This is a genomic window from Candidatus Poriferisocius sp. (assembly GCF_965208355.1).
Taxonomy (GTDB): domain Bacteria; phylum Actinomycetota; class Acidimicrobiia; order Acidimicrobiales; family Bin134; genus Poriferisocius.
Genome location: NZ_CBDBOM010000002.1, coordinates 193,224 through 217,615, shown reverse-complemented (window position 1 = coordinate 217,615; position 24,392 = coordinate 193,224). Strand labels below are relative to the sequence as shown.

Here is a 24,392-nt window from a genome sequence, read left to right as displayed (position 1 = left end):
GATCTGTTGGCTGCTCATTGGCGTGCGTGCGATTTGAAGAGTCCCTGGTCACAGGCCGCACACCACCCAGCACCCTCGTATGCTCAACCAAACTCGTGAACCGATCTGACCCCAACTTCGAGGTCTCCCCTGACGATAATTCGAGGCTGGCGGACTGCACCGACTGGCTCGGACCATTTGACCTCAAGTCCGTCGGCCTTCGTCCATGACTTCGAGCACGTCGGCAAGGACCCGTGCCTGGTGCAGCTTGAGTGTGACGCTGAACCAGCTGCCCGTTTCCCGGTCTGGAAAGTCGAGGTTGACCCAACGATCCGACGGGAAGATCGTGATGTCCGGCATGCCTTCTTCTGCCGGTTTGTGTTTCGGTGACGACGCGTAGATCACCCGGTTTGAGCCGTTGTCGAGGCGGTGTCTGATTGCCTCTGCGACCTGCGTGTTCGTGATCGTCAGTTCGCGTCGGATGCAATTGGAAAAAGCGCATGTTGCGAGCACACGTTTTCCCTGGTTTAGGCACATCTCAGTGGAGAACCAGGGGTGAAGCGTCTCCTCACCCAAGATGACCGCTCCTCGGGGCCTCAGTTCAAGGGTACCGTAGCGTCTGTCGTGGGGGCCGTTGGGCTTGTATTGCACTCGCATGGAGGTGCCCTTTGCCAGCTTGCGCCGAGTCTTGGCGTGCCAGTGCTGCCAGTACCGCTCCAAGGAGAAACCGCCGACCAATCCGATAGGAACCGAGAATTCATCCGGGGTTCCGGTCATTAGGCCGATGATAACTGCCAAGGTGATGACCAAGACGCTCAAGAAGCCCGTCTGGAGCTTCAGCGCGTAGGCGCGGCACTGCAAGTCGAGGAGTTCCCGCCACAGCTGCACGAAAGGCTTGGCGAGCGGCCAGAGTGCTTTGTGCCACAGTGCGTCCTCTTGCTGCCACGACCTCAGGTTGTCTGAGATGTCGGTTCCGGTCAGGTAGAAGAACCAAGGCCCGACAGGCACCGCGGGATTGGTGACCCGGCTGACCTCCCGCTTGGGTGACAGCAGCAACCGCTTCTCCACTCCCTCGCAGTCGGCCAGCGTCACCGCGCTGCGCCGGTTCGGCGACAGCAAATTTCCCCGGCGTTCGTTGCGGACGACCCGATAGTGGGGAGACGGGTATGTGTAGTGAAGAAGGTCGCCTTCGCGCAGCGACCCAACTTCAGTCTTCTCGGTTGTGATCGTCAGTGTCGGCTCGGTGCCAATAGACATTCGGCTGCTCCTCGGGCAGGGCTGTTCGGCTCGCGAACAGCCAGGTTTAGGGTTCGGTTCGTTGTCGTGGGGCGGGATGTGCCCATCACCGACGGATCGTACCGACGGTCGGTGACAGTTCTTCTTCGTTACGAAGTTCCGAAATCACCCGTCTGTCTGGCGGGCTACTTTGAGGGCCGTGCGCCTTTTGCTCGCTGTGCTGTTGGCCGTCGCAGTTGGCTGCGGCAACGGTGCCGACACAGCCCAGCAGCCCGATCCCACCCATTCACCAACCCCGGCACACACCGTCTCGGCAACGCCAAGCCCTGTAGCGGCCGCCTGTGGCTGCCCTGGTGCGATATCAGCCACGGTGAGGCCCTGAGCGCCCAGGACACAGGGCCGCTGAGGCGCTGGAGGCCGCCTGTGGCTGCCCTGGTGCGATATCAGGGCCGCTGAGGCGCTAAAGGGCCGCTGGCTGTTCGTCGGTTTTGGCGGGCTGCTGGCTGCGGGCCAAAAGCCTCAACTCGATGAGGTTGCGCCCCACCGTTGCCACCAAAAGAGCAGCTGCCGGAGGGTAAAACACCTGATAGGGGGGGACGGTGACAAGAGCCACAACCCCCCCGGCGGCGATCCCGGCGGCGATCCCGGCGGCCCACAGCTTCCAGCTCGGCCACGGGGCCGCCGCCTTTGGGGGTTTGGTCCGTATGGAAGTAAGCGCCATAAGGCCAAGCTAGCGGATCGGCGGCGGCTCAACACCGGCGCGGCGACGGCTCAAGACGCTTACTCCCGAGGCCGCCGCGGCGCGCTGGCCCAACTCTACCCGCCGCGCTTGACGCCAGCACTTTCCCAGGCTGCTCCAGCGCCATAGATTCCCGCCCACGAATCGAAGCCCGTAGGGTTTCCCTGCGGCCAAATTTGCAGAGAGTCGGGTGCTTGCCCTGCCCCCTTGCCTATCCCCTCCGATATGGGTTGGTGCGGGGAGAAGGTCCGGTCATGGCCCCCTTCGGATTTGGCCGCGGGCTTCGATTCGTGGAATCCCGACACCATTGAAGACTCGCTCAGGATCGCCGAAGTAGCTGAGAAATGGGTGTCTCCAATAGGACAGCTCCTCTCTCTGCTCGTGCTCAGCCATTGCGGCATAACCAGCGTCAAGGCGCGAATTGCCGACAAAGATGAAGTCGGGCCTGAAAAATACGTCATGCTGCGGTTCCCGCAAGCCACTGTCCGCACAGTTGACGAAGACCCAGAACTAAGCCCTCTGGGCTGCCATCTGGACATGCTCGCCACCCGCACCGTTCTCAAAGAGAAGGGAGTGGACCTGAACACCCTGCTGAGCGCCTTCATCGACCTCAGGGAAAGTTCCAAACTAAGCGATGCGTTGTCCCATTTTCTCGACTCACAAGCGAGGGCAGAACGCGGCGATGTGGACGAAGCACTGAGGTGCCTCTTCAACGCATTCGAGAACTTGCACTCCGCTTGCTTTGAGGGCACGGTCGAAGACAGCGAAGAACTGAAGACCGTGCTACAGGAACTCATCTCGAATGCGCCACTTGAGCATCGTGGCGAAGTGTCGCAGCGCCTCGACAGAAAAAGGCCGAAGCCCATCAAACACATGTTGCAGGACCTCGTGGATATCTGCGGTGAGACAGCCTCCAGAGTGCTCACCCCACGCCCAGGACTGGTTGAACGGGCCGGAGCTGCAAGAAACGAAATCGCTCACAGCAACCCAATGTCGGCCAGCAGATGGCAGCGGCACCTTGTCCTCATGGACCTGCAATGGCTCATGCGCCACGCATTTCTACAACAACTCGGCATCCTGCCGTCAGATTGCGACGACATATTCCGACAGGTAGGCCGTCCCTTCAGCCAATACGTCGGACACCAATAGGTCTGGGCTACCCCTTTGGACCCGCACCTCGGCGGTCACCACACAGCATCGACAAGAGTCAGGCCGAACGCGGCGAGCACCATGCGGGCCTCTTCGCTGTCCCAGAAGACCGTGCTGGGGTGCTCAACGCACCCCAGCTCCAGATAAGGCCGCCCTCCGAGCTGCGGCCGCTTCGGCTCCATCAAGTGCAGGCCAAGCCACTTCCCGCAAGACGACGGGTTATCAGCAGGGAGGGCGCTTGCACTCTCGGTCCAGAGTGAGGGACACCGGGGCCAGCCCATCGCCTCTTTCTCTGTATCGCTCGGCTCTAGCTCCAACAGGCGGGCATAGGCCACTCTGTGTTCCCGCCATCGGGGCGGGCCGGACGTGAAGTGATCCCACTCGCGCGGGGAGGTGCGGCCCATCAGGGCTTCGTCCGTTCCATCAGGCTCCGAATTCTTCAGAGGCCAGCGGTTTCTGCCAGAGCGGCGCTGCCTTTTCGGCCAGCGCGGCGGACAGCCAGCGTATCGGCCGGTTCGCGTACACGAAGAATGCCGACAGGCCAACAAGCGAGCCGAAAGTCTCCAAGAAGCCGAACACCTCGTCCTTCGTGAGCGCAACGGTGGCCACAAAGATCACCACCAGCCAAGCGGCGATCTGCAACAAGAAAGCCATGCGCCCTGTTTGGTCCTTCTTGCGGCCCTGCCATCTGACGAACAGATAGAGGGCCATGACCGGCAATCCGACGAAGCCCATGCCGTCGGCGAAATTAGCGAGGAAGCCGCCCTCGTCGTTCCGCGACGCTGCCGCCGCAATTATGGATGCGGACACCGCCACGACCGTAAGTGCTTCAAACGCCTCCCGCTTCCAGTTGAACCCGCCGCCAGTCGTTGTCGGATCACGCGGCACGGCATCTCCACCGGAGGCTGCGACTACCAATAACGCATCTTCAACGGCAACCTCGAATGCCGGTTCTTGCGGAGACTCCCTTGGCCGCGAGCGGCGAAAAACAGCTCTGGCAGCCAAAGCAGTCCCGACCACCAGGGCCGCTTGGAATGCCGCCTTGGAGAAACCCGATCCAGTCCGAATACCAGTCATGCCGGTCAGCCTAAACACGAGGTGTGACAGCTTTGTCCGACCAGTCGAGCCGCTGACTTTGCCAGCCGAAGAGGAGAACTGGCTAGCCGCGCAACAGCCGCGGTCGGAGACCACTGTTCTCAGGGCATCGGCACCCTAGAGCGGATACCAGAACTCGCCGCGACTCTGAGGCCACCAGGGGGGCACGGCCAGCCAGAAGCCTTCCGGGTAGGTGAAGTCCTTGATGAAGCCCCCCAGGTGGCGTGTGCCAGTCCCGGAGGGCAGTTGCTCGCCGACGAGCATCCGGTACTGGGTTATCAGCGAGCCGCTGATCCGCAAGACCGGCTCAGAGCACGGCATGTAGTCCACCGCCGTAGTGAACTCCTCGGCCTCCCCGGAAGTGGCCGGATACGACCGGAGTGGCGAGGGCAGCGCGCAGTTGCCCACCGGCGTGTCGTGGTCGGCCGCATACAACCCGCCGAACGGGGCGAAGACGGCCACATTCCTCATTTCCAACCGGAGCGCCGCCGGGAGGTCGGCGAGCGCCGTTTGGAGGGCGGAATAGGCAGCGGTGCCCGCGAGCGCGTGGTCGTTCTCTGGGGGAGCGCCGACCAGAGTCGGAATGACCGACTCGGACGCTGGGCGACGGACTGCTGGCGGCGGGTCCGAGCACTCCGACCACAACGGCCAGTCGGCGGGCATAGGACTGGGGGCCGGGTTGGGCAGCGGCTCCGGGCAAGGCGTGTAGAGCGGCACATGGCCGACCGCTGCGGGGCCGACGACTTCGACATCGCAGGCCGTGACGAGCGCCACGACAGGCGGGTTCGCAGTGGTGTGCCTGTCGGCGAAGCCGGTGGCGTTTAGAGCGGTGACTTCCGCATCAGTCAGCGCCCTCCGCTGGTCGTGGCGGATCGCATATGTGTTGGTGATATCGGTTATCGCGTCCACGCGGAGGTAGTAGGTGCCAGCCAGCAGGTGGATAGGCCCCGAGCCGAGCCATTCGTCCACGCCGGGGCCTCCAGTGTCGCTGGACGCAACGACCGCGCCGTTCTCATCGAGCAGGAACAGGTCGGCATCATCGGTGGTGCCGCTCAATCGAAGAAGGGCGAACCTCGTTCTCCAAGGCTGGCTGAGTTCGAGCTTGAAGTAGGCCGACTCCCCTGCGGCCAGCGCCACGCCGCCAACAGGGTGAACCAAGGTCGAAGCTCCAAGGCTGCGACTCTCAACGCTGAGCGCCCCAGCGCTCCCTACGTCCGGTAGGCCGGTGCCCATCACGGGCGAAGAGGCCAGATCGACGACAATGCCAGCCGGAGAGGCGACAGTGACCGAGGCCCCCGCTCGGTTCAAGCCCCACACCGTGATCTTCTGGTCGGCATAGTAGACGTCGCCGTCGGCGGCAGCGCTGAGATCGACGACAGCTCCGTCCCATTTCCCACCCGCCCTCTCGCTCACCCGCTCGGCCCCCTCCAACCACGCAGGCGCGACACCCGCCGTGGCCGGGCACCGGCTCCCGTTCACCGTGGTCGTCCTCAGGCCCAGCACCCGGTCGATGTCGATGCCAGCTTCCCATGCTGTCTGGACCGTCGGGTCCGCCGGAGGGCACAACTGCCGGAAATCGAGGTTCGAGGTGGAGCGCCGCAGTTCGACAGTGCCCCCGAAATCCGGCAGGCCGCAGATGTCAAGAGTGGCAGGCGTGGCTGGCGTGTCGGGAGGCGAGAAATGTATGTGGTCGAGCACGTCATCATCGGCGAAAACGAGGCTCTGGGTGCCCGCCCCGGCCCCCGGAGTGGCCTGCTGGCTTGAGAAGTGGGCTTGGAAATAGAGCAGCCGCCTTCGGCGGTAGGTGCGCTCCGACTCGCCCGCCAGAGCGCAGCCCCCAGAGGCGGCTGGCGGTCTGGTCGCCGAGCAGTCCACGCGTGTCTGGACTGTCACCTCCGCCAACTCCAAGGGCAGACCCTCCCGGCGCTGGAAGCCGGGGTCGGTGCTCGAAGTTGCGCCCGGCCTCGCCACTTCGGCGACCCGCCAGCAGTCCAACGTCGCCGGTTCCGGCGGCAGATCGCACGGCCCGCCGCCGATACGCTGCCAATCGCCGTAATCGACCAGCAGTTACTCAGGGTCGCGCAGAGAGCGCAGTCGATGGTCGACCTCCGGCCACGCGTAGTCCTTCAGCGATTGCTCTTCAGCGGCCCGCCTGTCCTGGACATCGCGCATCCAGCGGGTGGCCGAAGCCTTCACGACGGCCATAGAGGCGATCATCACGAGGAGAATCGAGATGGCAGCCGTGGGCATCAGATAGCCGCGGTCCCCGCTGTCGCGTTTCACGCGTCACCGCCGGGCGATAAGATGCAATCGCAGAAGAGCATGAGACAAGGCTCGCGTGTCGATTTGCCCGTGCAGCCGAGTCCCCACCCAGCCCCGGAATCGCTCCTTTCCGACGGGCCTACCGCCTCCCCGCGGCGGACCGCATAGCCGGTTCCCTCCGGCGGGTCGCATTCGTGTGAGCAAACAGTTCTACCTCTGGTATTTGGGGCGCGGCCGCCAGGTTGGGGCCTCCCTCGCTGGCTAGTCGGCTGGAGCCTGCTCCTGTGAGGTGAGATTGATGCCGAGACTCGCGTCAAACACGATTTCGACGGTCGATGTTGCGGTGCCGTCCGGGGAAGTGGCGGTGATGGTGACGGTGGTGTCAGTGCCCCTTCCGCCCGTGAGGCCAGTTCTAGCTGTTGCGGAGGGGTTCACTGCGGCGCAGGAAATTGTCAGCTGTCCCGTCTTGTCCTCTAGCAACGAGGTCCCATCAAAATTGCTGTTGTCGACGAGCACAAACTTTTCCTTGTCGGGTTCTGGGATGTTGACCTTCAGGGTTGCTTTGCCGGACTCTTTGGTTAGTCGGTACGTCCCGTCCAGCCCTCCGAGATCGTAGAGCGTGAACTTGCTGCCCGGACCGCATCTAGCGTCACTCTGGCGATCCGGGCGTCATTGGCAGTCGTGGGTTCGTCCGCAATGGCCCTTTCGATGTGTTCGTAGTCCACATCTTCAACGGATTGCACCGCTCGGCGGGCCTTTGTGGTGTTGTTTTGGTGAACGCCAGCGAGGCGAAGATCAGCCCTCAGCTGCGCGGTGAAAGTTCCCCTTGGGTGGTCTGAATTCTGCTGCGTCGTCGGCCACTCGGGGAAGCACAGCATGATTCTAGGAGAAGGCCGACATCCTTCGAACTGCGGCAACGACGCATCTCTGGACGATGCCCCACGACCGTTGCTCTCCCCCACCAGCATTCGCATATCCCCAGACACGACCAGATCGAGCGTGTCGGCTGCCAACGCCCCTGCCCCACAGCAACGAGGTAAAGTCCACCCATGCCCGTACAGCTCTACCGTGAATTCAGCCGTGCCGAGTGGCGACGCCTCCGCCAAAAACACGGCTTCTGGAAGTCACTCGCCATCCAGTCGGGCAGAGTGGTCGAACTCGCCGCCGAATGCATGCCCATAAGCATCTTCAAATGATTTGTCAACACCGCCTAGGGCGTGTTGACAAACTGGGTCAACGGTTGTCGAGGAGGTTGCGGAGAGCGATGTCGAACACGGCGTCTTTGATGGCTGCACTGCGGGCTATGCGTGTCATGTAGTCGCGTTGGGTTTGGGCGGCGGTTTTGGGTTGCAGGTAGGGGGTGATGTCTGGTGGGGGAACGGTTTGCGGGCGCGCGCCACTACCGCTAGATTGGGTCATGGTACTGATCCTTTCTAGGTCATGGTGAATAGCCCCCTTCGGGGGGCTTTCGCTATTTGGTTTTCAGACGTTCAGCATAGTGGGGATCAGCGTCGTTCATTCAAAAGATGGTCCACCATTCCCTGTGCCCACGTATCGCTATCTTTGAGCCACGACCTAATAGTGTCATCGGTGTGTCGATAGCGGGCATCTCTGATAGCCCGTCTCAAATCGTAGAGTGCTGAGCGTCCTTGGCGATTCATTGGCAATGGCCCGTCCCATGTCTTGGCCATACCATGCACAGTGGAGAGCTCACGGACCTTATTGAGCGCCTGAAAAATTGCCGCACGACTGCGCAGGTCTGAGGCATGGGCCTCTTGTATGCGTTTCAAGTCTTCGACTTGGCTGCGCTGTTCCCGTTGCTCGCTCGTCATGCTTCTGTCGCTGCGGCGTGCTGCAACCCAGTCTTCGATTCCCCCTTTGATCGGCTTGACAATAAAAAACCAGAGGACCACGCCAGCCAACAAGATGCTCGCAGATAGACCAATAATCACTTCGGCCATCAGGTGGTCCCCTTCGGGTAGGAGTCGTGGGTTTGTTCGGAACACCGCGCATCCACGCCGAAGGGGACTGTGGCACGGCTCCTAATGGGTGGATGCAGCCCTACCTAGGGCGGTGTTCCGAACAGTGGGGACCGTAGCAGACCTGCGGGGAGGGGTTTCCGCTGCTTGACTTTCAGCCCATCCCGCGCGCCTACTGTTAAACGTGAAAAACACCCCGTCAGGGGTGCTTTTCACTCAAATCGGTTCGGACTTCGACTGCAATCGAAGTCCCCTTTCAGAAAGGGGCATTGCCATGTCCAGTTTTGCAGACGCGCATGACCCGTGCTGTTGGATCGCCGAGCAGAATTCGGGAGCGGTCGGTTGCCTCTTCAGCCAGGGACTGCTGTTGCCAGAGCTAGTGCGGCAACGCAGAGCTGCCAGTGCTCCCCAAGCCAGGCCCTTATAACGAAATCACCGGCTTGTGGTTGCAGGTGAAGGCGGGCACGACTGCGACGAAATACATGGCTGCACTACTTCTTAAACGTCTCGCAGTTCTTGTCTATCCCAGCCGCGGGCGACCAGGGCCCGCCGCCCCAGGCGTTGGCGGCGCGCACCCGGATGCCGTTGCCCGACAGAACGACCCAACCTGACACCTCCCGGGTGGCTTTGCCGCCGCCGGGGTCGAGCACCCAGGGGCCGCTCCACGCCGTGCTGGGGTCGCTTTGGACTTCGAGAGATGACGGCCGATTGAGCGGACAGCTTTCGGAGGCTTCTCCAATCGTCATTGGCCCATTGGAGGCCGAAGTCTTTGGCTCGCCTAGTAACGCACTCGCCAACAGTGACCGCCAAGCATTCCTGGGTAAGGAGTTGACACTGTGAACGAGGGGCTGTTCACGAACCGCGAGATCGCCTCCCTCTTCTGGTTGGGGGTGATGTTGGCGGGCCTGTTGCTGACCAGACGAACGCGGAGCAACACATTCGGCTTGATCGGCACTGCCATATCGCTGTTCCGCTTCTGGTTCGTCTGGGCGTTCGTGGGATTGATACTGGGGATTCTGGTTCCCGCGTCCATGCTGGGCCTTTGGGAGCCGGGCCTTTGGAAAACGACTGTCCTCTGGCTTCTGCTGGCAGGCTTCGGCCTGTTCTCGAAATTCACCGACGCCATCGAGGAGGAAGGGTTCTTCAAACGGGCGACCCTGCGCTCGGTCGGAGTTTTGGCGGCGGTTGAGTTCGTCGCGAACTTTGCATCGTTCTCCTTGTGGATCGAGGTTCCTGTTCAGCCCATGTTGTTCATCAGCATCCTCTTGTCTGAATGGCCTTCCAAGAATCACCAACAGGCCCAAGCCGCCAAACTGGCAAGTGGATTCCTCGCCACATACGGGCTAGCTGCTTTGGGCTGGGCAGCCTGGCAGCTTGTCAACGGCTGGACAGTCATCGACCAGCGCGCCTTGGCGCGGGAGTTCCTGCTTCCCGTGTGGCTGACCGCCGTAGCGCTGATCTATGTGTACCTGCTAGCGGCCTATTCGACCTATCAAAGCACGTTCAAACAGATGCGCTCCGCTGCCAACGGGCGACCCGTCTGTTCGCGCTTCCTTGCAGTGGTGCTGCGGACAGGGGGACACCTCAATCGCCTGCGAATTCTGGACAAGGCGGGAGGCCAACGCTTTGCCCGCACCAGCGAATTCAAAGACGCGTGGAACGAAGTCGGCCAGATCATCGTCGACGACCGCGAGCGCATCGCCGCCGAGGAAGCCGCCGAACGCCGCCTCATAGAGAACGCCGGTGTCACCGGGGTCGATTCAGACCGCAAGCAGCTCGACCAAAGAGAGCACGCAGAAACAAAGAAGGCCCTGCAATGGCTGGCGGATCGACAGGTGGGCGAATATCGACGGACGGGCAGATACCTAGAACGCGTCCAAGTGCTCGCCGACAATCTGTCCGAGCAGTTCGGCCTTCCCGTCCCGACCGGCATCCGAGTCCACATCAGCAGCAACGGCCAGCGCTGGTACGCCGAGCGCCAGACCATCGCAGGCCACTGGTTCGCCATCGGAGCCGCCGGGCCGCCGTCAGACATCTGGTTCTACGACGGCCCCCAGCCGCCCAGCGGCTACCCGGACAACTCCGAATGGGATCAGTGGCTCGGCGACAACCACGCAGTCAACTGGGGCTGACCAGTCGTAGAGGAACCACTGGACCCTTGCGCCGGGTTGCTCCGAGGGGCTGGTCTTTGTGCAAGCGGGGTGAGCATGAAGCTGTACTCTCCCATGCGTGCAACGGAGGTTGAGGTACCGCTCTTGGGGGGCGATGGCCGCTGTTGTCGCCCTTGCCGGGACGCTGGTCTCCCCTGTCGCTTCAGCTCAAACCGTTGCTGAGGTCGAGTCGAGGGACAGTCTGATCGCGAGCCAGGAGGCGTTGTTGAATGTGTACCGCTGCCTGTTCGACGTGGACACCGGGGTCGTCCCCGGAGGCTGCGCTGACGGCAAGCCGACGCTGCCGCCCGCGGCTGCCCAGCCGTTCGATGGGGTTCCCGCCGAGGAGGAGTTGGCGCGTCGCGATGTGCTCGTGGCGAGACAGGAGGCCCTGCTCAATGTCTACCGATGCCTGTTCGACATAGACACCGAGATCGTTCCCGGCGGCTGTTTGGACGGTGCGCCTGCGGTCCCGTTCGTCCCCCCTGCTGCGGACGCGCTGTTCTATTCGGGTTTGGTGGATGGCCCTGGGGCGTGCGGCGAGCTGGAGGGCCTTGAGATGTATCCGTCGGACCAGGACGGCGACGGGGTGGCGGAGAGCTGCGTATTGTCTGACGGGGCTGTCGCGGTCGTGCCTGTGCAACCAACGTTCACTGAGTTGGTTTCGCACACTGGCCAGCGGCTCCGCTTCGACAATTTTACCTGCGGCCTGCAAACCGATGGTGCCATCACCTGTTGGGGCACCAGCAGCTACGGGGTGGACAGCCCCCCAGAAGGCCGGTTCACGGCCTTGCACGTCAGCCACAACATCGGGTGTGGAATCACGCCAGATCAGACCATTGCCTGCTGGGGACACGACAAGCCCTCCACCAGCAGCAACCCCAGCCAGTGGCATCAGAGTTACAACTGGACTGTTGCCGACATGGAAGGCCAGTACACCGAAGTCGTCGTCTCCGGCCTTCGACTAGGCCGCCTTGCGTTGGGCTGGGCCTATGCGTGCGCGATCCGCGCCGACGACCTCGGCATCTCGTGTTGGGGGTATGGGGGGTCACCGGACAACGACCCGCCCGAAGGCCAGTTCACCGCGATCACAAAGAGCATCGGCCTCTCAAGGTGCGCGATCAGAATCGACCAGGCCATCGCCTGCTGGGGATCGGATGCCTCTGGTGCGACCGATTCGCCGCCCGGAGCGTTCACCGCAGTCCAGACCAATGGCTTGTTCTCCTGCGGAATCAGGACCGACCAGACCCTCGCCTGCTGGGGCAACAAGAACGGCGAGGACATTGGGCAGACCACACCCCCCGAGGGCGAGTTCACCGCCATTGGGCTGATGGTCTCAACTGCCTGCGGGATCAGAGCCGACCAGGCCATCGCCTGCTGGGGTTCCAACAATTTCGGGCAGACGGACATGCCCGAAGGCCGATTCATCGCCATCGACGCCGGAAGTGGACACGCTTGCGCGATAAGGACCGACCAGACCCTTGCCTGTTGGGGGAGCAATCGGTCCGGCAAGGCCGACCCCCCTGAGGGCCGGTTCACCTCGGTTGTCGCCGATGAATACTATTCGTGCGGGATCAGAGTTGACGGCACTGCTGTTTGCTGGGGCGGAAACCAGTGGGGACGCAGCGCGCCCAACCCGCCGGTGATGTGGCAGCGCCAGCCGACATCCATACCGGACTCAAGGCTGATGCTGGTAGCAGAGATCGTCGCCGAAGCGCCGTTTTATGAGGCGTTCGCCCAGCCATACGCTCCGAGCAGAGGCGACGTGCAGGCAGAATTGCGCTCGTGTATGGACTTGGGGGACTCGGCGCAGATCGACCCTGGCGGCGCGTCCCTGGCTCTGTGCTCGACGGCGTACCGGGCAGCGACATGGGCAATAGATTTCGCCCTCGTCGATGATCCTGCATGTGCCCATGAGCAGTTCAGAGCGCTTTTGACCCAGCCCTACGACCCGTCCCGCCTCGTCGGATGGGCCGACGTGTGCAGCTCCCAGCTTGACCCCTTCCCGAATGGCACATGGGTCGAGCGATGCCGAGCGGTCATGGGGCTGGTATCGCCGCGAGCCGCAGAGATACCGGCAGACCTCATAGAAGACGAATACTGCCAACCCGTCACACAACAAGAACTCGACCGCTGGGGACGCTGCATCGAGCTGATCCACCTGCGCGCCGCCGGGTTGCGCGCCAAAACAACAGCAAAACACCCCGACAACCAGTGGCCGACCACCCTCGACATCGACCCGAAACCGCAGGACATGAGGTACTGGTGCTGAGCCGCCGCCGTAACTGTCCCTGCCCAAATTCAATTTTTCACGGTCAGCTATCACCCTGACCCCACTTAGACCCTGTTTCCCCTGTTTAACGGCTTGTCGAACCTTCGAAAACACGGCCTAAGGCTCATTCCAGGAGTCGACCCCTACCGGCTCGACTGGGAATGAGAGGGTGGGTTGCCCCAAAGCTGAAGGTTAGTGACTGGCATCCATGTGCCATCTCGTGAATCGGTGTCTATGGTGAGTCGAGCAGCCATTCAAGAATGCCCTGCAACCTGAGGGCATTGCGCCGAGCTGCTGTCCACGAGTGCTCCAATGTTTCGCCATCTAAGCCGTATTCGAATTGCCCGTGGCGAATATGGCCTTTGGGAGTGTCGAACATCTCAGAGATGCCTTCCATCAGCGGGGCCATTTTGAAGATCTCGTCATAGTCGTCTTTCGAGATCAGGTCGAGGAATCCATTGACATCCTCAAGTGCTTGCTCCTTGGTGTAGGAGGCTGGGAGCTTCAACTTGAGTCCTCCGTTTCCTGTGGATCTAAGTACCCCTTCTTGCAGAGACTGGGTGTTTGCATTGCCCAACTCAAGCACCCTCTGTCGGCAAGACCCGAATTGCCACGCAGTTTGGAGATGAAGACAAGATCATCCAACTCCCCGTCCATGGGCCAATGGCGGGGCGATGCTCCGTCAGCCAGGTTGGCCGCCGCCCTCCTGCGTGCTCTCGTGCGGGGCCAGGAATCGGCCGCCGTCGAAGTGGATCATGTGGTCGGGCTGGTCGACGATCCATTCCTCTGTCTCCCTGCTGATCTCCTTGGAGAAGCGGGCAAACATTACTGGCGTTTTGAATGCGCTGATGAAGATGCGCCCTGCGGCGGTCGCCTCCGTCATCTTCCGCAGTGTGAGGTGCCGCATCTGGTTGATCGGATTTGAAGAATGGACCGCCTCGATCAAGAACAGCCAGTTCCTCTCCTTCTCATAGGCCACCACATCGGGGAGCGTGCCGCGGTCAAGCTCGGCGATACCGAGCGACCCCAGCGCGCCGGCGTCCATATACAGGATCTTGCGGGAGATGTCGCCCAAGCATTTAGGCCTGTATGTGGCCGAGTTCTCAGGCCGTCACAACCAGCGCCCGCTCAGCACCGCCGACCAGATGGGTCGCGTGGACGCCGGGATGGACTGCAAGCGGCTGCCCTACGCAGTCCTCACCTACAAGCTCGCTTACTGCCTGATTACAAATGCACCACAGGCATCCCGGATGCCCGGTGCAGATACTCTGCCACCACTGATCGGTGGCACTCATCGGGATTCAGCTCGAAGCACATGAGAGCCGTCGGCCCCAGATCAACGATACCTAAGGCGCTATCCAGGGCATCCGTCTGCGCTTCAAGATACTGCCGGTACTCGTCCCAGTCTTCGTAGCCGCCGTTCTCTCGCACTGCTTTTAGCATCTCTGGGGGTGTCCCCAGCCGCTTGTCGTGGATATACTCAATGCCCAGCAAATTGCAACTCTCAGCGAAGACGGTCTTGGACAGCCCCGGCTTTCTGCTCAGGGGTCTGAGCCTGACATCCAACAGACAGACCACACCAGACCGGGCCAACTGGTCCATCACCTCTTCGGAGCGCCGCGACTCGTACCCGATGGTGAAGATCGAAAGCTTGCTCACCGGAGTACGCCAAAGTCGGTCGGCAGCGCTCCAACGGGGAGAGAGAATGACACTTGCGCCCGAGCCCCACCTTCCAATGTCGGTTCGACCAGAGCCGCCCGCTGATCCTGAGTAGTCGTCCATATCGGTGTGTTCTCAGTGCCCGCCACGCAGATGTCGGCAAGGTGCACTTCGGTTTCCGGGTCCGGCGAGTTCTCCTTGCGCGGCTTCGCGTACCCGTCTTGACTGCGGAAGATCAGGGCTGTGAACGGTGCCCGACGGGTCACCGGCATAGTGTTGAGAGGGGCAAAGCCAAGCACCCACGCAACAAGTTCCTCGCCCACACCCGACCACCTAAGCCCTATGTGGACAATGCCGTTGTGCACGTCTATCCGGTTGGCGTGCCAGTCGTCCGCTCTGGCTACTTGCTGGATCAATTCGCTGATCGATTCCACCGAGTCCGCATAGGGAAACGTAATCTGGGTGGCCTTGTGCCTGCCGGACACGGCCTCAGCCAACTTCTTGTGCAGCCCGGCATCATCAAGGGGGGCGGGCACGCAAAGCTGGTGCCAGTCACTCAAATGCACGTTCTTGGACATCTTGTGAGCGAATACGCAGGATGACTGGTCAGATCGGAACCAAGCCTGAAACGCCTCGTTGACGCTTGCAGTGTCAAACGCCCCGTCGGCAGTCACCATTTGGGGGAACTCCACCTCCAAATCCCCGCGAGTCGGAAAATGCCATACGTTGCCGTTGTTGTCTGTGTGTACAAGAGAACCTGCCATCTAGGCAAGCCAGTCACAGTGTTCATCGTTGAATCCCGGCAAATCATCGTGTTTGACGGCAAACTTGTCGCCTACCTCAAGTGCCTTCTGGGAAGTCCCTGTGGTGATGCCCGCGATGACTTTGCCATCGGCATCCTTCACTTCTTGATGAATCGATGTCTCGGGCGCTGTGTTGCTCATGGGATCCCCCTGCCTGAAATGCACCCATCACAGTAATGCACTCAGAAGACTTCAATCGTAATTTCGGTCCGAAGAGTGCTCGTCCATTCCAGTTGGCCCCTTGCGGACATCACGGTCAATTTGTGGATTGCCATGCACGCGGCCCGCTAGTGGGTTCTGCTGATCCCAAGAGGGTTCGTGTCGCCCACGGTCCTTCGGATCGGCAGCGTCGCGTTCAAGGCAAAGACACGACTCCCTGACCGAAGGGGACCATCTTGAAACGAGGATGGGAGATCACCTGGAGCGCGCTCGGCGAGCTGGTCGCACTGTTCATCATCCTCGTGGTACTTGGTGCGATCCTCGGCTGGGATGAGGAAGAAGACTGACCTGATTCCGTAGACTAAACCGGGTACCTCCCCGGCCTCCGCTGATCTGACATGGCTCCATCCCCCCAGGGACCGCCAGAGCCTGCGCATTACCCGGGGAGATTCAGTCTGGCTGGGGGCCCCCTGAGGCACGATGACGTTGTGGGCGAGCCAGTAGTGGCGCTCCTTTTCGGGCAGGTCTCGTCCGAGGTCGCCCAGCCACACCATCTCATGGTCGGGATGGTTGTTGTCCAGTCTCAGGCCCCAAAGCCCCCCGCAGGCCAGGTAGCCGTCGCGCACCTCGTATTTCGGGTCGGAGTAGTAGCGGTCTAGCACCTCTGGGGTGAAGTAGACCGGCGTTACATAGTGCTGAGCACCGGGATTGATACCAAAGTAGTTGTCCAGGGCGTCGGGGTCGCAGGTGCTCTTGATCGGGTCGCCCTCCGGGGTTTCGCCAATGTCGAACTCCCGGTAGTCCTCATCTTCCTGCCCGTCGAACGGCCATCGCCCGCATTCAGACCTGGGTGGAGGCAAAACCGTCTTCTTGCCCATCAGCAATGAGAACTTGTCACCCGTCCGCTTGTTCTCGCGAATGAGGAGGTTCAGACAATGGTCGTCGCTTCTGAAGTCAAGGTTCAGGACGGTCGAATCGCAGCTCAAGGAGTCTGCGGTCCCAGCCGTTGAATCCATATTTCTGACGAGCACGAGCTGCGCCGCCGCTTGGAACTGCCTCAACAGCTTCGTCGGTATCCGAACGATGTCGTCGCTCACCTCGCAAGCGTCCTCTTCGGTGCCGTCGTGGTGCAGATTCTTATAGAGACGGCCGCCGGAGTGCCAAAGGTTGTGGAAGAGGCTGAACTCCTGGTGGAAAACAGAGGGGACCCGGCCACGGACGACCCGGCCACGGACGACCCGGCCACGGACGACCCGGCCACGGACGACCCGGCCACGGACGACCCGGCCAGCAGCCCTTAGGGCAACTCAGGGGCACACCTTTTGTCACGCGGCAGTCTGCCCAGTAGACATTTTGCGGCGTTGCCTGCAACTGTCACTCCCACCCTTAGCATGAAGGTGAATGTCTACAACCAGCGCTCTAGGGGGGTCGCGGTGAGCGTCTTGCTCGCGAGCTGGCCGCGCGATGCCGATTGGCAACGCCAGACTCTCTTGCCGCCTCTAGGGACAGTGAGTCATGCCAGACTGTCGCCGATGTCGACGAAGGCGGCGGCAAGCCAGGGTGCCGAAGAAGGGGCACCGATCTCTCGGAATCTTGCGTTCGACCTGTGGGGGAAGTCCCACGGTCTAGAGCACCCCTATCCCCTATTGGGCCATCTACTCGATACTGCTGCTGCTTCTACGGTCATTCTCGACTGCTTGCTGCCGTCTTCCCTCAGCGATGTGGTGATTTCTCATTCTGGGGGGTCTAAGCAGGATTGGCTTCAGGCAACCAAGGTCTTGGCGGGATGGCATGACATCGGAAAGGCATCCTGCTCATTCCAGAACTTCGATCCAGCAGCCTGCCCCTCTTGGGCTGTCGGCCATCAAGACCTCGCTAACGCAGGAAGGCATGAGATTGTTGGCGCTCACCTCACTTGGGACAGGATCGGCAACCACCGACATCGGTACAGGCTGGCCCAACTGGTCAGTGGCCACCACGGTGTGATCCAGAGGTTGGACAGGCATTATCTCGATGCTTGCGGGGGCGCAGCGCTCGTGGATAGCGCGCCCCCGGCAGAATTGATCCAGGCCCGGATGGAAATGTGGTCTGCCCTCGATTCAGAACTTGGGAGCCTGCCGGATTGCGCGATGCCGTCGTTGACGGCATCGGTAACGCTGTCAGTCGTCGTGCTGGCTGACTGGATCGCCTCGTTCACCCCATTTCTTGAGGCGCAGCAAAGCCATCTGTGGGCGAAGTCCAAAGCCCTGGACTGTCACGAGCACTATCAGAGAGCCGTTGGTCTCGCACGGGACCATTTGTCGGACTGCCACCTTGGGACACCGCCTCCGCTGGCGACTCCTTCTCCTGAAACGATGTTCGGTGTTGGGAGGGGCAGCTGGAGGGAGTTGCAGGCGAGCATTCAAGAAAACTTCAGCCCGACCAGCCCAGGAATCATGTTCATTTGCGCTCCGACAGGCGAGGGCAAGACAGAGGCAGCGCTGATCGCAGCGGACACGATGAGCAGGGCGTCTGACCGGCATGGCTTCTATTTCGCCATGCCTACTGTGGCTACGGCCGAAGGGCTCCATAGGCGCATCGAAGACTACATAAGGCGGTCTTCGCCAGAGGGCAGCGGAATGGCGGACATGCTGCGCCGCGTCCATTCGCAGGCCATTCTCCACGACCGGCCGGGTGTCTCCCCCGTGTCCGACGACGAGGATGCGGTACGAGCCTCTAGCCAGTGGATGAGGGGCATTCGAAAGGCAATGCTCGGCTCCTACGGAATCGGCACCATCGACCAAGTGCTGCTCGGAGCGCTGAAGGCCAAACATTCCCCTGTTCGGATGCTCGCAGCGGCCCTGGGATGCGTAATCATTGATGAGGCTCACGCCCTGGACCCCTACATGCGGCGGTTGCTGGCCCGAACCCTGGAATGGCTCGCGGCGCTCAAGACCCCAGTTGTGGTTCTTTCCGCAACGATGCCGAACAAGCGCATCGGCGAGCTGGTAGCTGCCTACCAGAGGGGGGCGAGCGGGGGCGTTGCCCCAGACAACTCGTTCCCTGGGTCGGGATATCCCATGTGGGTGTCATGGTCAGCGGAGGACGGCTGGCAGACCAGCAAGGCAATAGAGCCGCGCTCTCGGTGGCAGATACGGTTCGACACGGAGAATTGCCCCGGCAGCGACTTGTCCGAGCGAATGGCTGACATCGCAGTCGGCGCAGCGAATGGCGGGCAATGCGTGCTCCTCGTCAGGTCGACCGTTAGGGCAGCTCAGGAAACATATAGGGCTGTGCGGGCGAAAGACCCCTCTTTGGCACCTGGTGAATCGGTGGAGATCATCCATTCTCGAATGCCCCAAGGGGTGCGGAGAGGACGCTCCGAGAAGCTGTTGGAGACTTTGGGAGAAAGCCAGGCTGGCAGGCCCGAGCGCCTAGTCCTGGTGGCCACCCAGGTCGTCGAGCAGTCGTTTGATGTCGATTTCGACCTGCTGGTCACGGACCCCGCCCCCATGTCTGCACTGCTGCAACGAGCTGGTCGAGTGTGGAGGCACCGCAAAACGCCTGACGGAGCAGCGGTGCCCGTCAAGGTGGTATGGCCACACACCCCGGAAGGTGAACCACACAAAGGGTCGCCCATCTACTCAAAAGCCGATCTGATGGCTGCATGGGCGTGTCTGACAGCGGAGAATCCCCTAAGCGTTGAGGTGCCCGACGGCATCCCCGATCTGGTCAACCGCGCCGATGTCGAAGGCGAGGACGCTTTCGACTACGACAGCGCCCTCGCCGAAGAGGCAGAGGAGGCAACCCTCGCCCACCTGGTGCGAGCAGACCAGGACATGAGCCAGGCCGAAAACTGGGCCATCCCCCACCCCTGGGAACACGACAAGCCACTCCACAGGCTGACAGGGAACATAGACACCGACGAAACCCACCCTGGCACCCGGCATCGCGCTTTCTCGGTCCTTGTGATACCAGCACAACCTTCCGGCGGCAGCCTGCTTCTGCGAAACGGAGCGTCGATCCCCGTTGACCCCGACCGCTCTCCCGGCGAAACAGCTATCCGAGAGGCTTTCGACGCTGCGATTCCAGTGTCATTCCCAAACCCGGCATGGGTGGAAGAACTCCCCCAGCTGGGAAACAGATGGGGGCGCACCCCTGTGGGGCGGGCGCTGATCGGCGACATCACAGCGGGCAGAGAGATCGAGGCCGGAGGCCACACCTTGCAATTCGACGACGAAATCGGACTGGTGATAGCGAGAGAGGCGCGGACATGAACACCGGCGGGTTCAACCTCATCCATGACCCGTGGATACCGATAGGCGACAGACAAATCTCCATCAGAGAGGCCCTCATCGACGCCCACAATCTGCCGGGATGGCCCGGAGGGGATTTCGGCCTAGCTGAGGCAGTCCTGCGACTGCTGATACCCATCGCGTACCGGCTCACTGATGCCGACCAGAGCGTAACCGACGAGGACTTCGCAGCACACCAGGCATCAGCACTGGACACAGCCCGGTTCCACGAAGAGGCAGTCGACCGCTATCTGGACCGGCACGCTGACCGCTTCTGGCTGGTCGGAGGGCCGGAAGACTGCCACCCGTTCGGCCAAGACAAGACACTTGAGAGCGTGTCGCCTCACGAAGCCGCTAAGGCTGTCACAGTCTGGGCTTCGGGGAACAATGCAGTATTGGGTCCGCATTTCGCAACGGACGTGCTGCCCGAAGGTCTCGCTGCACAGCGTTTGCTTGTGTTGAGGCACTACGCCTGGGGTGGCCTGCACACCAAGCATCCAGTGTGGACAAAGCAAGGCAAATTTGTTGGCAGTCCCTTACGAGGCACAATGTCCGTTCACCCTGTCGCACGCACGTTCGCTGAGACGCTCATTGGCCATCTGGTTCCACTGCTCGGAGGGCAGACGGATTTCGGACTCCCTTTCTGGGAGCAGCCCCCACCATCGACCACCGTGATGCCACATGCGAAACGGGCGGGGCTGTTGGAGCAGATTGCCGGTAGGCAGGACAAGACAATGCTGCTTCGGACTGAGGAGGGCAAGATCACAGGGTTCACTATCGCGGAAGGTCCCGGCGTGGACCGCTCGTTGTTCTGCGAAGACCCGTACTTGCTTTACGGGCCTGACGGAGAACCCCGCAAGCCCAAAGCATCTAAAGCGTTTTGGCGCGAATCCGAGGCCCTCGTAGCCAAGAACAAAGACGGCAAGAACGAGGCGCGGGCGCACATTTTGGAATGGGCGACTGGGGAGAACGGCGGGACGATCTACCCGCCAGGCCGATTCTCGTGGGCGGTCGTCTCCCATTTGGGCGACAAGTCGAAAGACCTGATCTGGGACAGGCACCTAGTTCCAGACCTTCTGAGCGTCTTCGAGCCAGCGGCAGCGCTGAGGGCCAGGGAGTTCATCCATCTCGCTGACGAGGCAGAGAAGCGGTTGACATCTCAGATAGCGAAGCTATGGCATCAGACGGGGCAAATGCCCGCCAAGCCCGAACACCGCTTCTACGTCTATTCACCGGCCCGCTCGGAGCTTTGGAGACTGGCGGAAACCGATTTCTGGCAGGTGGTAGCCGGAACAGAGAATACGGGCCAGCAGGCAATCAAGGATCGTCTGCGCGGCTACGCCCTACAAGGCTATGACAGGGCCACAGAACACCTCTCACACGCTCCCCGAACATTGTTGGATGTCATCGAGAGCCGCAAATGGCTTGAGCTGTGGGAAAGGGCAAGCAGCCCACCAACAGGAGAGGAGGCCGCATGAGCACGGCGCAACCGAGGACCAGCCCTTATGAAAACTTCATGGGTTTCGTGAAGCAGCGCGTGGAACGCGACAGCAGCTCGAGAGCGGTTCTCCAGCGGTCGCTCCGGGCCGATGGGGACATTCCCCCCGACGCTCTCTGGATTCTCGGAGGTTGGCTGCCGCCAGACTTCGACCGGGCGCTGATCATGGCTCGTGCCGCGGCATGGTGCGCCAAGTACCACGGCAAGAGCAAACAGGACGAGGAGGCCCCCGGCGTTAGCCGCCAGTTGGATTCGGTAGCCGCCCAACTCGCCCACCAGCGGCGGCGGGTCCAAGAAGAAACCGCCAGGAGAATCTTGGAGCTATTGACCCGAGAAGGGATGAGCGCCACCGAACGCACCAATCACATGACAAGGGCGCTTGAGGTCTGCCCCCAACCCTCCTCGGTCGACTGGGCGCAAACCATCAGCGATCTCGCGCGACTCACAAACGGCGGTGAGGAGGCGCTCACCGTCAGAAGGCGGTGGTATCGCGCCTACCACCGAGCGCACAATCTCGAAACAGAGAACCAGAAGGGGGAATCCCCGGAAAGGAAAAAGCATGACTGACAACGCCTTCTTGGATGTCCACGTCCTCCAAACAGTGCCGTTCAGCAATCTGAACAGGGACAATCTCGGCACCCCGAAGCAAATGACCTTTGGTGGAGTCACGAGATCGCGGGTCTCGTCGCAATGCACGAAACGCGCCTCCCGACTGTGGCTTGAGACCAAGACGGATTTGGGCAAGGCGCTTCGGACCCGCAGACTGCCCCAGTTGGTGCGCGAAGTCTTGGTCAGGGACTTCGCATTCGACGGCCCCGATGCCCAAGCAGCGGTAACCCGGCTCTTCGACCTCGCAGGCATAAGCGTCAAGGGCGTCCAAGTCGGAGAGGAGGAGGAACTGCAAGGAGACCAACTGACGTTCACCACCTCTGAAACAGCCGAGACGCTGGCAACCGCGGTTGACAAGCACCGGGATGCGATTCTCGCTGAAGGGTTCAAGCCCGACAGGCAGACCAAGGACGAGCTGACCGGGCCGTTCGGCCAGAAGAACGCGATCATCGCCCTCTGCGGAAGGATGCTCGCCGATCTGCCCGGCTCGAACGTCGACGGGGCGTTGCAAGTGGCCCATGCGTTCACAACGCACCCATCCACTCCCGAGCTTGACTACTTCACTGCGGTGGATGACGAGATACAGGACAACGACGAGGAGACGGGGGCCGGGATGATCGGTGTCTCCGAGTACACCTCTGGCGTGTTCTACCGCCATGCCACAGTAGGCATCGGGCTATTGAGCGACTCCCTTGACGGGGCGCAAGCAGCAGTGGCAGAGGTGGCGAGGAACTTCGTGGAGGCTTTCACTGTTGCGGAGCCGACTGGAAAGCAAAACGCTGCGAACGCGCACACCATGCCAGCGCTGATCGCGGCCACACTTCGCTCCGACCGGCCTGTCTCGCTGGCAACAGCCTTCGAGTCGCCGGTAAGGCCGAACAAGCACGGCGGGCATCTGTCGGGGAGCATCGCCCGGCTGGGCGAGCACGCCCGCGACATCAACGACTTCTACGGCAGTGGGAGCATCATCGGAGCCTGGTATGCCGCGGTCGGGTCGGAGGGCGTCCCGGAAGAAGCGGGAGGATTGGGCGCTCGCGTCAACGGCCTCAATGATCTCTTGGACACCGTAGAGGAGGCCGTAGGGGCTGTCGGATGACCGGTGTAGTCATGCTGTTGGACGGCCCTCTTCAATCATGGGGAGGCCCCGCCCCCGGCATCTATCAACGCCCCACCGATTCGATGCCGTCCCTCTCGGGGGTCATCGGCATTGTGGCCAATGCTCTTGGGCGGAAACGGCTCGACGGCATCGGCGACCTGGCAATCGGGGCCGAGCTGGCCGTGCGCGCTGACAGGCCAGGAACCCTGGTTACCGACTTCCACACAGTCGGAACCGCAGGCCGATTCGCGCTAACCGCTGACAAGGGGAACCAGTTGAAGAATCCTGTCGTCACCCACAGGCAGTACCTAGCAGACGCCGCGTTCTTGGCGGTCTACACGCCGCCACCAGACGGCGCTGCCCCAGAGATGGTGTTTGATGCGCTGTTAGAACCGGCGCGTCCCCTTTACCTAGGGCGGCGCAGCTGCCCGCCTGGCGAGCGTATAGCGGTGGTCTTGACGGGAGACAGATCAGCCAGAGAAGTTCTGGAGCAGGCCGCTCTCTTGCGATCTCCCCACGGAGGCACCCCAAGACCTACGACCGATTCTGGCTTCTACGACCGCGCTGGCAACGAGGGGCAGACGATTCCCGTCTTGGTCGAGATGTCAGCTCCTTCCAGTGCCGACCCCCTCGAAGTCGCCGCCCGGCAAGACAGCCCAACCACCTTTGACCCTCGCCGCCTGTATCACCTAGACCGCAAAGTCACCAGAGAACAGATGTATCTGCCAGAAACGGCCTGCGTGGGACGCGGACTCGCGGGGGCGAAGGCTCTGTACGAATCCCTTGGAGCGTCGCCATGACAACCCTGTCCATCCTTGAGATGAACATGCGCTCCAGGCAATGCCGAGTAGATTCGCGCAACGCCTACTCGATGCACCGAAGGGTCATGTCGCTTTTCCCCAAAGCGGATTCAGGCCAGGCCCGCAGCGAGTTTGGCGTACTGTGGCGGATAGAACCCTCCGAATCCCCAACGCTGCTCATCCAGTCAAGGGGCCAACCTGATTTCACCCGCCTCCCTGGCGAATATGGCCGGTTCAGGAGCAAGAGCATCGACCGCCACCTTTCCTCGCTTGAGCGAGGCCACGTTGTCAACTACAGGGCAGTGGTCAACCCAGTGAGGAGCAGCCGAGCTGGCGGCCAGAACAAGCAAACCGCTATCCCATTCTGCGAGCAGGCTGAATGGTGGCAAGCCCGCGAGCAGAGAATCGGGCTGACCCCCCTAGATGCCCCCGTCTTGACAGGGCAACCTGCCAGAAATCTGTATCGAGACAACGGGGACAGAGCGAGAGTCCCGATCTATTCGATAAGAGTCGACGGGATAGCCGAGGTAGTTGATGCCGATTCTCTCAGAGAGGCAATCGAGGGAGGTGTGGGCAGAGCGAAAGCGTGGGGCTGCGGGTTGTTGACTGTTGCCAGGTTCTCCGCCCAATAGA

26 protein-coding genes are annotated in these 24,392 nt (G+C 61.6%); 10 read left to right on the top strand and 16 right to left on the bottom strand.

Annotated features, from left to right (window positions below; translation table 11 throughout):
* Positions 1 to 183 precede the first annotated feature (183 nt).
* Together ACOGXH_RS01075 and ACOGXH_RS01070 are read right to left on the bottom strand one after the other, a co-directional pair.
* Positions 184 to 1,236, bottom strand: coding sequence for a hypothetical protein (locus tag ACOGXH_RS01075; RefSeq protein ID WP_419927266.1), 1,053 nt, complete (start codon positions 1,234 to 1,236; stop codon positions 184 to 186).
* Positions 1,237 to 1,675: 439 nt separating this feature from the next.
* The gene (locus tag ACOGXH_RS01070; protein ID WP_419927265.1) at positions 1,676 to 1,936 is read right to left on the bottom strand and encodes a hypothetical protein; all 261 of its coding nucleotides are present in this window, start codon (positions 1,934 to 1,936) and stop codon (positions 1,676 to 1,678) included.
* A gap of 288 nt (positions 1,937 to 2,224) precedes the next feature.
* Between ACOGXH_RS01070 and ACOGXH_RS01065 the strand changes: the two genes are divergently transcribed.
* Positions 2,225 to 3,103 (top strand): HEPN domain-containing protein, encoded by an 879-nt coding sequence (locus ACOGXH_RS01065; protein WP_419927264.1) that lies wholly within the window; start codon positions 2,225 to 2,227, stop codon positions 3,101 to 3,103.
* Between the two features lie 35 nt (positions 3,104 to 3,138).
* On the opposite strand, the gene ACOGXH_RS01060 is transcribed toward ACOGXH_RS01065, so the two are convergent.
* From ACOGXH_RS01060 to ACOGXH_RS01040, 5 genes are all read right to left on the bottom strand, one after another.
* On the bottom strand, positions 3,139 to 3,285 hold the full coding sequence (locus ACOGXH_RS01060) for a hypothetical protein (RefSeq protein WP_419927263.1): 147 nt from the start codon (positions 3,283 to 3,285) through the stop codon (positions 3,139 to 3,141).
* Positions 3,286 to 3,526: 241 nt separating this feature from the next.
* A complete protein-coding gene (locus ACOGXH_RS01055; protein WP_419927262.1) occupies positions 3,527 to 4,198 on the bottom strand; it encodes a hypothetical protein in 672 nt (223 codons plus the stop codon).
* 117 nt (positions 4,199 to 4,315) lie between these two features.
* Positions 4,316 to 6,106: a PPC domain-containing protein gene (locus tag ACOGXH_RS01050; RefSeq protein ID WP_419927261.1), complete on the bottom strand. Its 1,791-nt coding sequence runs from the start codon at positions 6,104 to 6,106 to the stop codon at positions 4,316 to 4,318.
* A 159-nt stretch (positions 6,107 to 6,265) separates the two neighbouring features.
* Positions 6,266 to 6,448, bottom strand: coding sequence for a hypothetical protein (locus tag ACOGXH_RS01045; RefSeq protein ID WP_419927260.1), 183 nt, complete (start codon positions 6,446 to 6,448; stop codon positions 6,266 to 6,268).
* 273 nt (positions 6,449 to 6,721) lie between these two features.
* Positions 6,722 to 6,976 carry a hypothetical protein gene (locus ACOGXH_RS01040; protein ID WP_419927259.1) on the bottom strand — a complete coding sequence of 85 codons (255 nt, stop codon included), beginning with the start codon at positions 6,974 to 6,976 and terminating at the stop codon, positions 6,722 to 6,724.
* Between the two features lie 533 nt (positions 6,977 to 7,509).
* Between ACOGXH_RS01040 and ACOGXH_RS01035 the strand changes: the two genes are divergently transcribed.
* Positions 7,510 to 7,656: a hypothetical protein gene (locus tag ACOGXH_RS01035; RefSeq protein WP_419927258.1), complete on the top strand. Its 147-nt coding sequence runs from the start codon at positions 7,510 to 7,512 to the stop codon at positions 7,654 to 7,656.
* Positions 7,657 to 7,693: 37 nt separating this feature from the next.
* Here the strand turns inward: ACOGXH_RS01035 and ACOGXH_RS01030 are convergent, their stop codons facing one another.
* The 3 genes from ACOGXH_RS01030 to ACOGXH_RS01020 all read right to left on the bottom strand — a co-directional run bounded on the left by ACOGXH_RS01030 (position 7,694) and on the right by ACOGXH_RS01020 (position 9,185).
* Positions 7,694 to 7,879: a hypothetical protein gene (locus tag ACOGXH_RS01030; RefSeq protein WP_419927257.1), complete on the bottom strand. Its 186-nt coding sequence runs from the start codon at positions 7,877 to 7,879 to the stop codon at positions 7,694 to 7,696.
* A gap of 86 nt (positions 7,880 to 7,965) precedes the next feature.
* A complete protein-coding gene (locus tag ACOGXH_RS01025) occupies positions 7,966 to 8,421 on the bottom strand; it encodes a hypothetical protein (protein WP_419927256.1) in 456 nt (151 codons plus the stop codon).
* Positions 8,422 to 8,930: 509 nt separating this feature from the next.
* The gene (locus tag ACOGXH_RS01020) at positions 8,931 to 9,185 is read right to left on the bottom strand and encodes a hypothetical protein (protein ID WP_419927255.1); all 255 of its coding nucleotides are present in this window, start codon (positions 9,183 to 9,185) and stop codon (positions 8,931 to 8,933) included.
* A 90-nt stretch (positions 9,186 to 9,275) separates the two neighbouring features.
* Between ACOGXH_RS01020 and ACOGXH_RS01015 the strand changes: the two genes are divergently transcribed.
* Both ACOGXH_RS01015 and ACOGXH_RS01010 read left to right on the top strand, forming a co-directional pair.
* Positions 9,276 to 10,571 carry a hypothetical protein gene (locus tag ACOGXH_RS01015; RefSeq protein ID WP_419927254.1) on the top strand — a complete coding sequence of 432 codons (1,296 nt, stop codon included), beginning with the start codon at positions 9,276 to 9,278 and terminating at the stop codon, positions 10,569 to 10,571.
* Between the two features lie 133 nt (positions 10,572 to 10,704).
* A complete protein-coding gene (locus tag ACOGXH_RS01010) occupies positions 10,705 to 12,861 on the top strand; it encodes an RCC1 domain-containing protein (protein ID WP_419927253.1) in 2,157 nt (718 codons plus the stop codon).
* 232 nt (positions 12,862 to 13,093) lie between these two features.
* Here ACOGXH_RS01010 and ACOGXH_RS01005 read toward each other — a convergent pair whose 3' ends face one another.
* The 6 genes from ACOGXH_RS01005 to ACOGXH_RS00980 form a co-directional block, all read right to left on the bottom strand.
* Complete coding sequence (locus ACOGXH_RS01005) at positions 13,094 to 13,369, bottom strand: hypothetical protein (protein ID WP_419927252.1); 276 nt, start codon at positions 13,367 to 13,369, stop codon at positions 13,094 to 13,096.
* 174 nt (positions 13,370 to 13,543) lie between these two features.
* Positions 13,544 to 13,936 carry a BsuBI/PstI family type II restriction endonuclease gene (locus ACOGXH_RS01000; RefSeq protein WP_419927251.1) on the bottom strand — a complete coding sequence of 131 codons (393 nt, stop codon included), beginning with the start codon at positions 13,934 to 13,936 and terminating at the stop codon, positions 13,544 to 13,546.
* Positions 13,937 to 14,085: 149 nt separating this feature from the next.
* Positions 14,086 to 14,520 carry a DUF488 family protein gene (locus ACOGXH_RS00995; RefSeq protein WP_419927250.1) on the bottom strand — a complete coding sequence of 145 codons (435 nt, stop codon included), beginning with the start codon at positions 14,518 to 14,520 and terminating at the stop codon, positions 14,086 to 14,088.
* Positions 14,517 to 15,212 carry a hypothetical protein gene (locus ACOGXH_RS00990; RefSeq protein WP_419927249.1) on the bottom strand — a complete coding sequence of 232 codons (696 nt, stop codon included), beginning with the start codon at positions 15,210 to 15,212 and terminating at the stop codon, positions 14,517 to 14,519. The genes ACOGXH_RS00995 and ACOGXH_RS00990 overlap by 4 nt, the downstream gene beginning before the upstream one ends.
* 72 nt (positions 15,213 to 15,284) lie before the next feature.
* Positions 15,285 to 15,464, bottom strand: a complete 180-nt coding sequence (locus ACOGXH_RS00985) for a hypothetical protein (protein WP_419927248.1) — start codon at positions 15,462 to 15,464, stop codon at positions 15,285 to 15,287.
* A gap of 146 nt (positions 15,465 to 15,610) precedes the next feature.
* Entirely contained in the window at positions 15,611 to 16,579 is a 969-nt protein-coding gene (locus tag ACOGXH_RS00980) for a hypothetical protein (RefSeq protein ID WP_419927247.1), read from the bottom strand.
* Between the two features lie 294 nt (positions 16,580 to 16,873).
* Here ACOGXH_RS00980 and cas3 point away from each other — a divergent pair, with 294 nt between their 5' ends.
* The 6 genes from cas3 to cas6e are packed head-to-tail and all read left to right on the top strand — an operon-like array spanning position 16,874 to position 24,391.
* A complete protein-coding gene (gene cas3, locus ACOGXH_RS00975; RefSeq protein WP_419927305.1) occupies positions 16,874 to 19,738 on the top strand; it encodes a CRISPR-associated helicase Cas3' in 2,865 nt (954 codons plus the stop codon).
* Positions 19,735 to 21,234, top strand: coding sequence for a type I-E CRISPR-associated protein Cse1/CasA (locus tag ACOGXH_RS00970; protein ID WP_419927246.1), 1,500 nt, complete (start codon positions 19,735 to 19,737; stop codon positions 21,232 to 21,234). The genes cas3 and ACOGXH_RS00970 overlap by 4 nt, the downstream gene beginning before the upstream one ends.
* A complete protein-coding gene (locus ACOGXH_RS00965) occupies positions 21,231 to 21,821 on the top strand; it encodes a type I-E CRISPR-associated protein Cse2/CasB (RefSeq protein WP_419927245.1) in 591 nt (196 codons plus the stop codon). The genes ACOGXH_RS00970 and ACOGXH_RS00965 overlap by 4 nt, the downstream gene beginning before the upstream one ends.
* Complete coding sequence (cas7e, locus tag ACOGXH_RS00960) at positions 21,814 to 22,959, top strand: type I-E CRISPR-associated protein Cas7/Cse4/CasC (RefSeq protein ID WP_419927244.1); 1,146 nt, start codon at positions 21,814 to 21,816, stop codon at positions 22,957 to 22,959. The genes ACOGXH_RS00965 and cas7e overlap by 8 nt, the downstream gene beginning before the upstream one ends.
* On the top strand, positions 22,956 to 23,759 hold the full coding sequence (cas5e, locus tag ACOGXH_RS00955; protein ID WP_419927243.1) for a type I-E CRISPR-associated protein Cas5/CasD: 804 nt from the start codon (positions 22,956 to 22,958) through the stop codon (positions 23,757 to 23,759). Before cas7e ends, cas5e begins: the two co-directional genes overlap by 4 nt.
* Positions 23,756 to 24,391, top strand: coding sequence for a type I-E CRISPR-associated protein Cas6/Cse3/CasE (gene cas6e / locus ACOGXH_RS00950; RefSeq protein WP_419927242.1), 636 nt, complete (start codon positions 23,756 to 23,758; stop codon positions 24,389 to 24,391). Before cas5e ends, cas6e begins: the two co-directional genes overlap by 4 nt.
* Position 24,392 lies beyond the last annotated feature (1 nt).

What these genes read in the sequence shown, in the direction of transcription:
- ACOGXH_RS01075 (WP_419927266.1), bottom strand. Translation starts at nt 1,236, where the DNA reads ATGTCTATTGGCACCGAGCCGACACTGACGATCACAACCGAGAAGACT.
- ACOGXH_RS01070 (WP_419927265.1), bottom strand. Translation starts at nt 1,936, where the DNA reads ATGGCGCTTACTTCCATACGGACCAAACCCCCAAAGGCGGCGGCCCCG.
- ACOGXH_RS01060 (WP_419927263.1), bottom strand. Translation starts at nt 3,285, where the DNA reads ATGGAGCCGAAGCGGCCGCAGCTCGGAGGGCGGCCTTATCTGGAGCTG.
- ACOGXH_RS01045 (WP_419927260.1), bottom strand. Translation starts at nt 6,448, where the DNA reads ATGCCCACGGCTGCCATCTCGATTCTCCTCGTGATGATCGCCTCTATG.
- ACOGXH_RS01035 (WP_419927258.1), top strand. Translation starts at nt 7,510, where the DNA reads ATGCCCGTACAGCTCTACCGTGAATTCAGCCGTGCCGAGTGGCGACGC.
- ACOGXH_RS01030 (WP_419927257.1), bottom strand. Translation starts at nt 7,879, where the DNA reads ATGACCCAATCTAGCGGTAGTGGCGCGCGCCCGCAAACCGTTCCCCCA.
- ACOGXH_RS01025 (WP_419927256.1), bottom strand. Translation starts at nt 8,421, where the DNA reads ATGGCCGAAGTGATTATTGGTCTATCTGCGAGCATCTTGTTGGCTGGC.
- ACOGXH_RS01020 (WP_419927255.1), bottom strand. Translation starts at nt 9,185, where the DNA reads ATGACGATTGGAGAAGCCTCCGAAAGCTGTCCGCTCAATCGGCCGTCA.
- ACOGXH_RS01010 (WP_419927253.1), top strand. Translation starts at nt 10,705, where the DNA reads ATGGCCGCTGTTGTCGCCCTTGCCGGGACGCTGGTCTCCCCTGTCGCT.
- ACOGXH_RS00985 (WP_419927248.1), bottom strand. Translation starts at nt 15,464, where the DNA reads ATGAGCAACACAGCGCCCGAGACATCGATTCATCAAGAAGTGAAGGAT.
- cas3 (WP_419927305.1), top strand. Translation starts at nt 16,874, where the DNA reads ATGAAGGTGAATGTCTACAACCAGCGCTCTAGGGGGGTCGCGGTGAGC.
- ACOGXH_RS00970 (WP_419927246.1), top strand. Translation starts at nt 19,735, where the DNA reads ATGAACACCGGCGGGTTCAACCTCATCCATGACCCGTGGATACCGATA.
- ACOGXH_RS00965 (WP_419927245.1), top strand. Translation starts at nt 21,231, where the DNA reads ATGAGCACGGCGCAACCGAGGACCAGCCCTTATGAAAACTTCATGGGT.
- cas7e (WP_419927244.1), top strand. Translation starts at nt 21,814, where the DNA reads ATGACTGACAACGCCTTCTTGGATGTCCACGTCCTCCAAACAGTGCCG.
- cas5e (WP_419927243.1), top strand. Translation starts at nt 22,956, where the DNA reads ATGACCGGTGTAGTCATGCTGTTGGACGGCCCTCTTCAATCATGGGGA.
- cas6e (WP_419927242.1), top strand. Translation starts at nt 23,756, where the DNA reads ATGACAACCCTGTCCATCCTTGAGATGAACATGCGCTCCAGGCAATGC.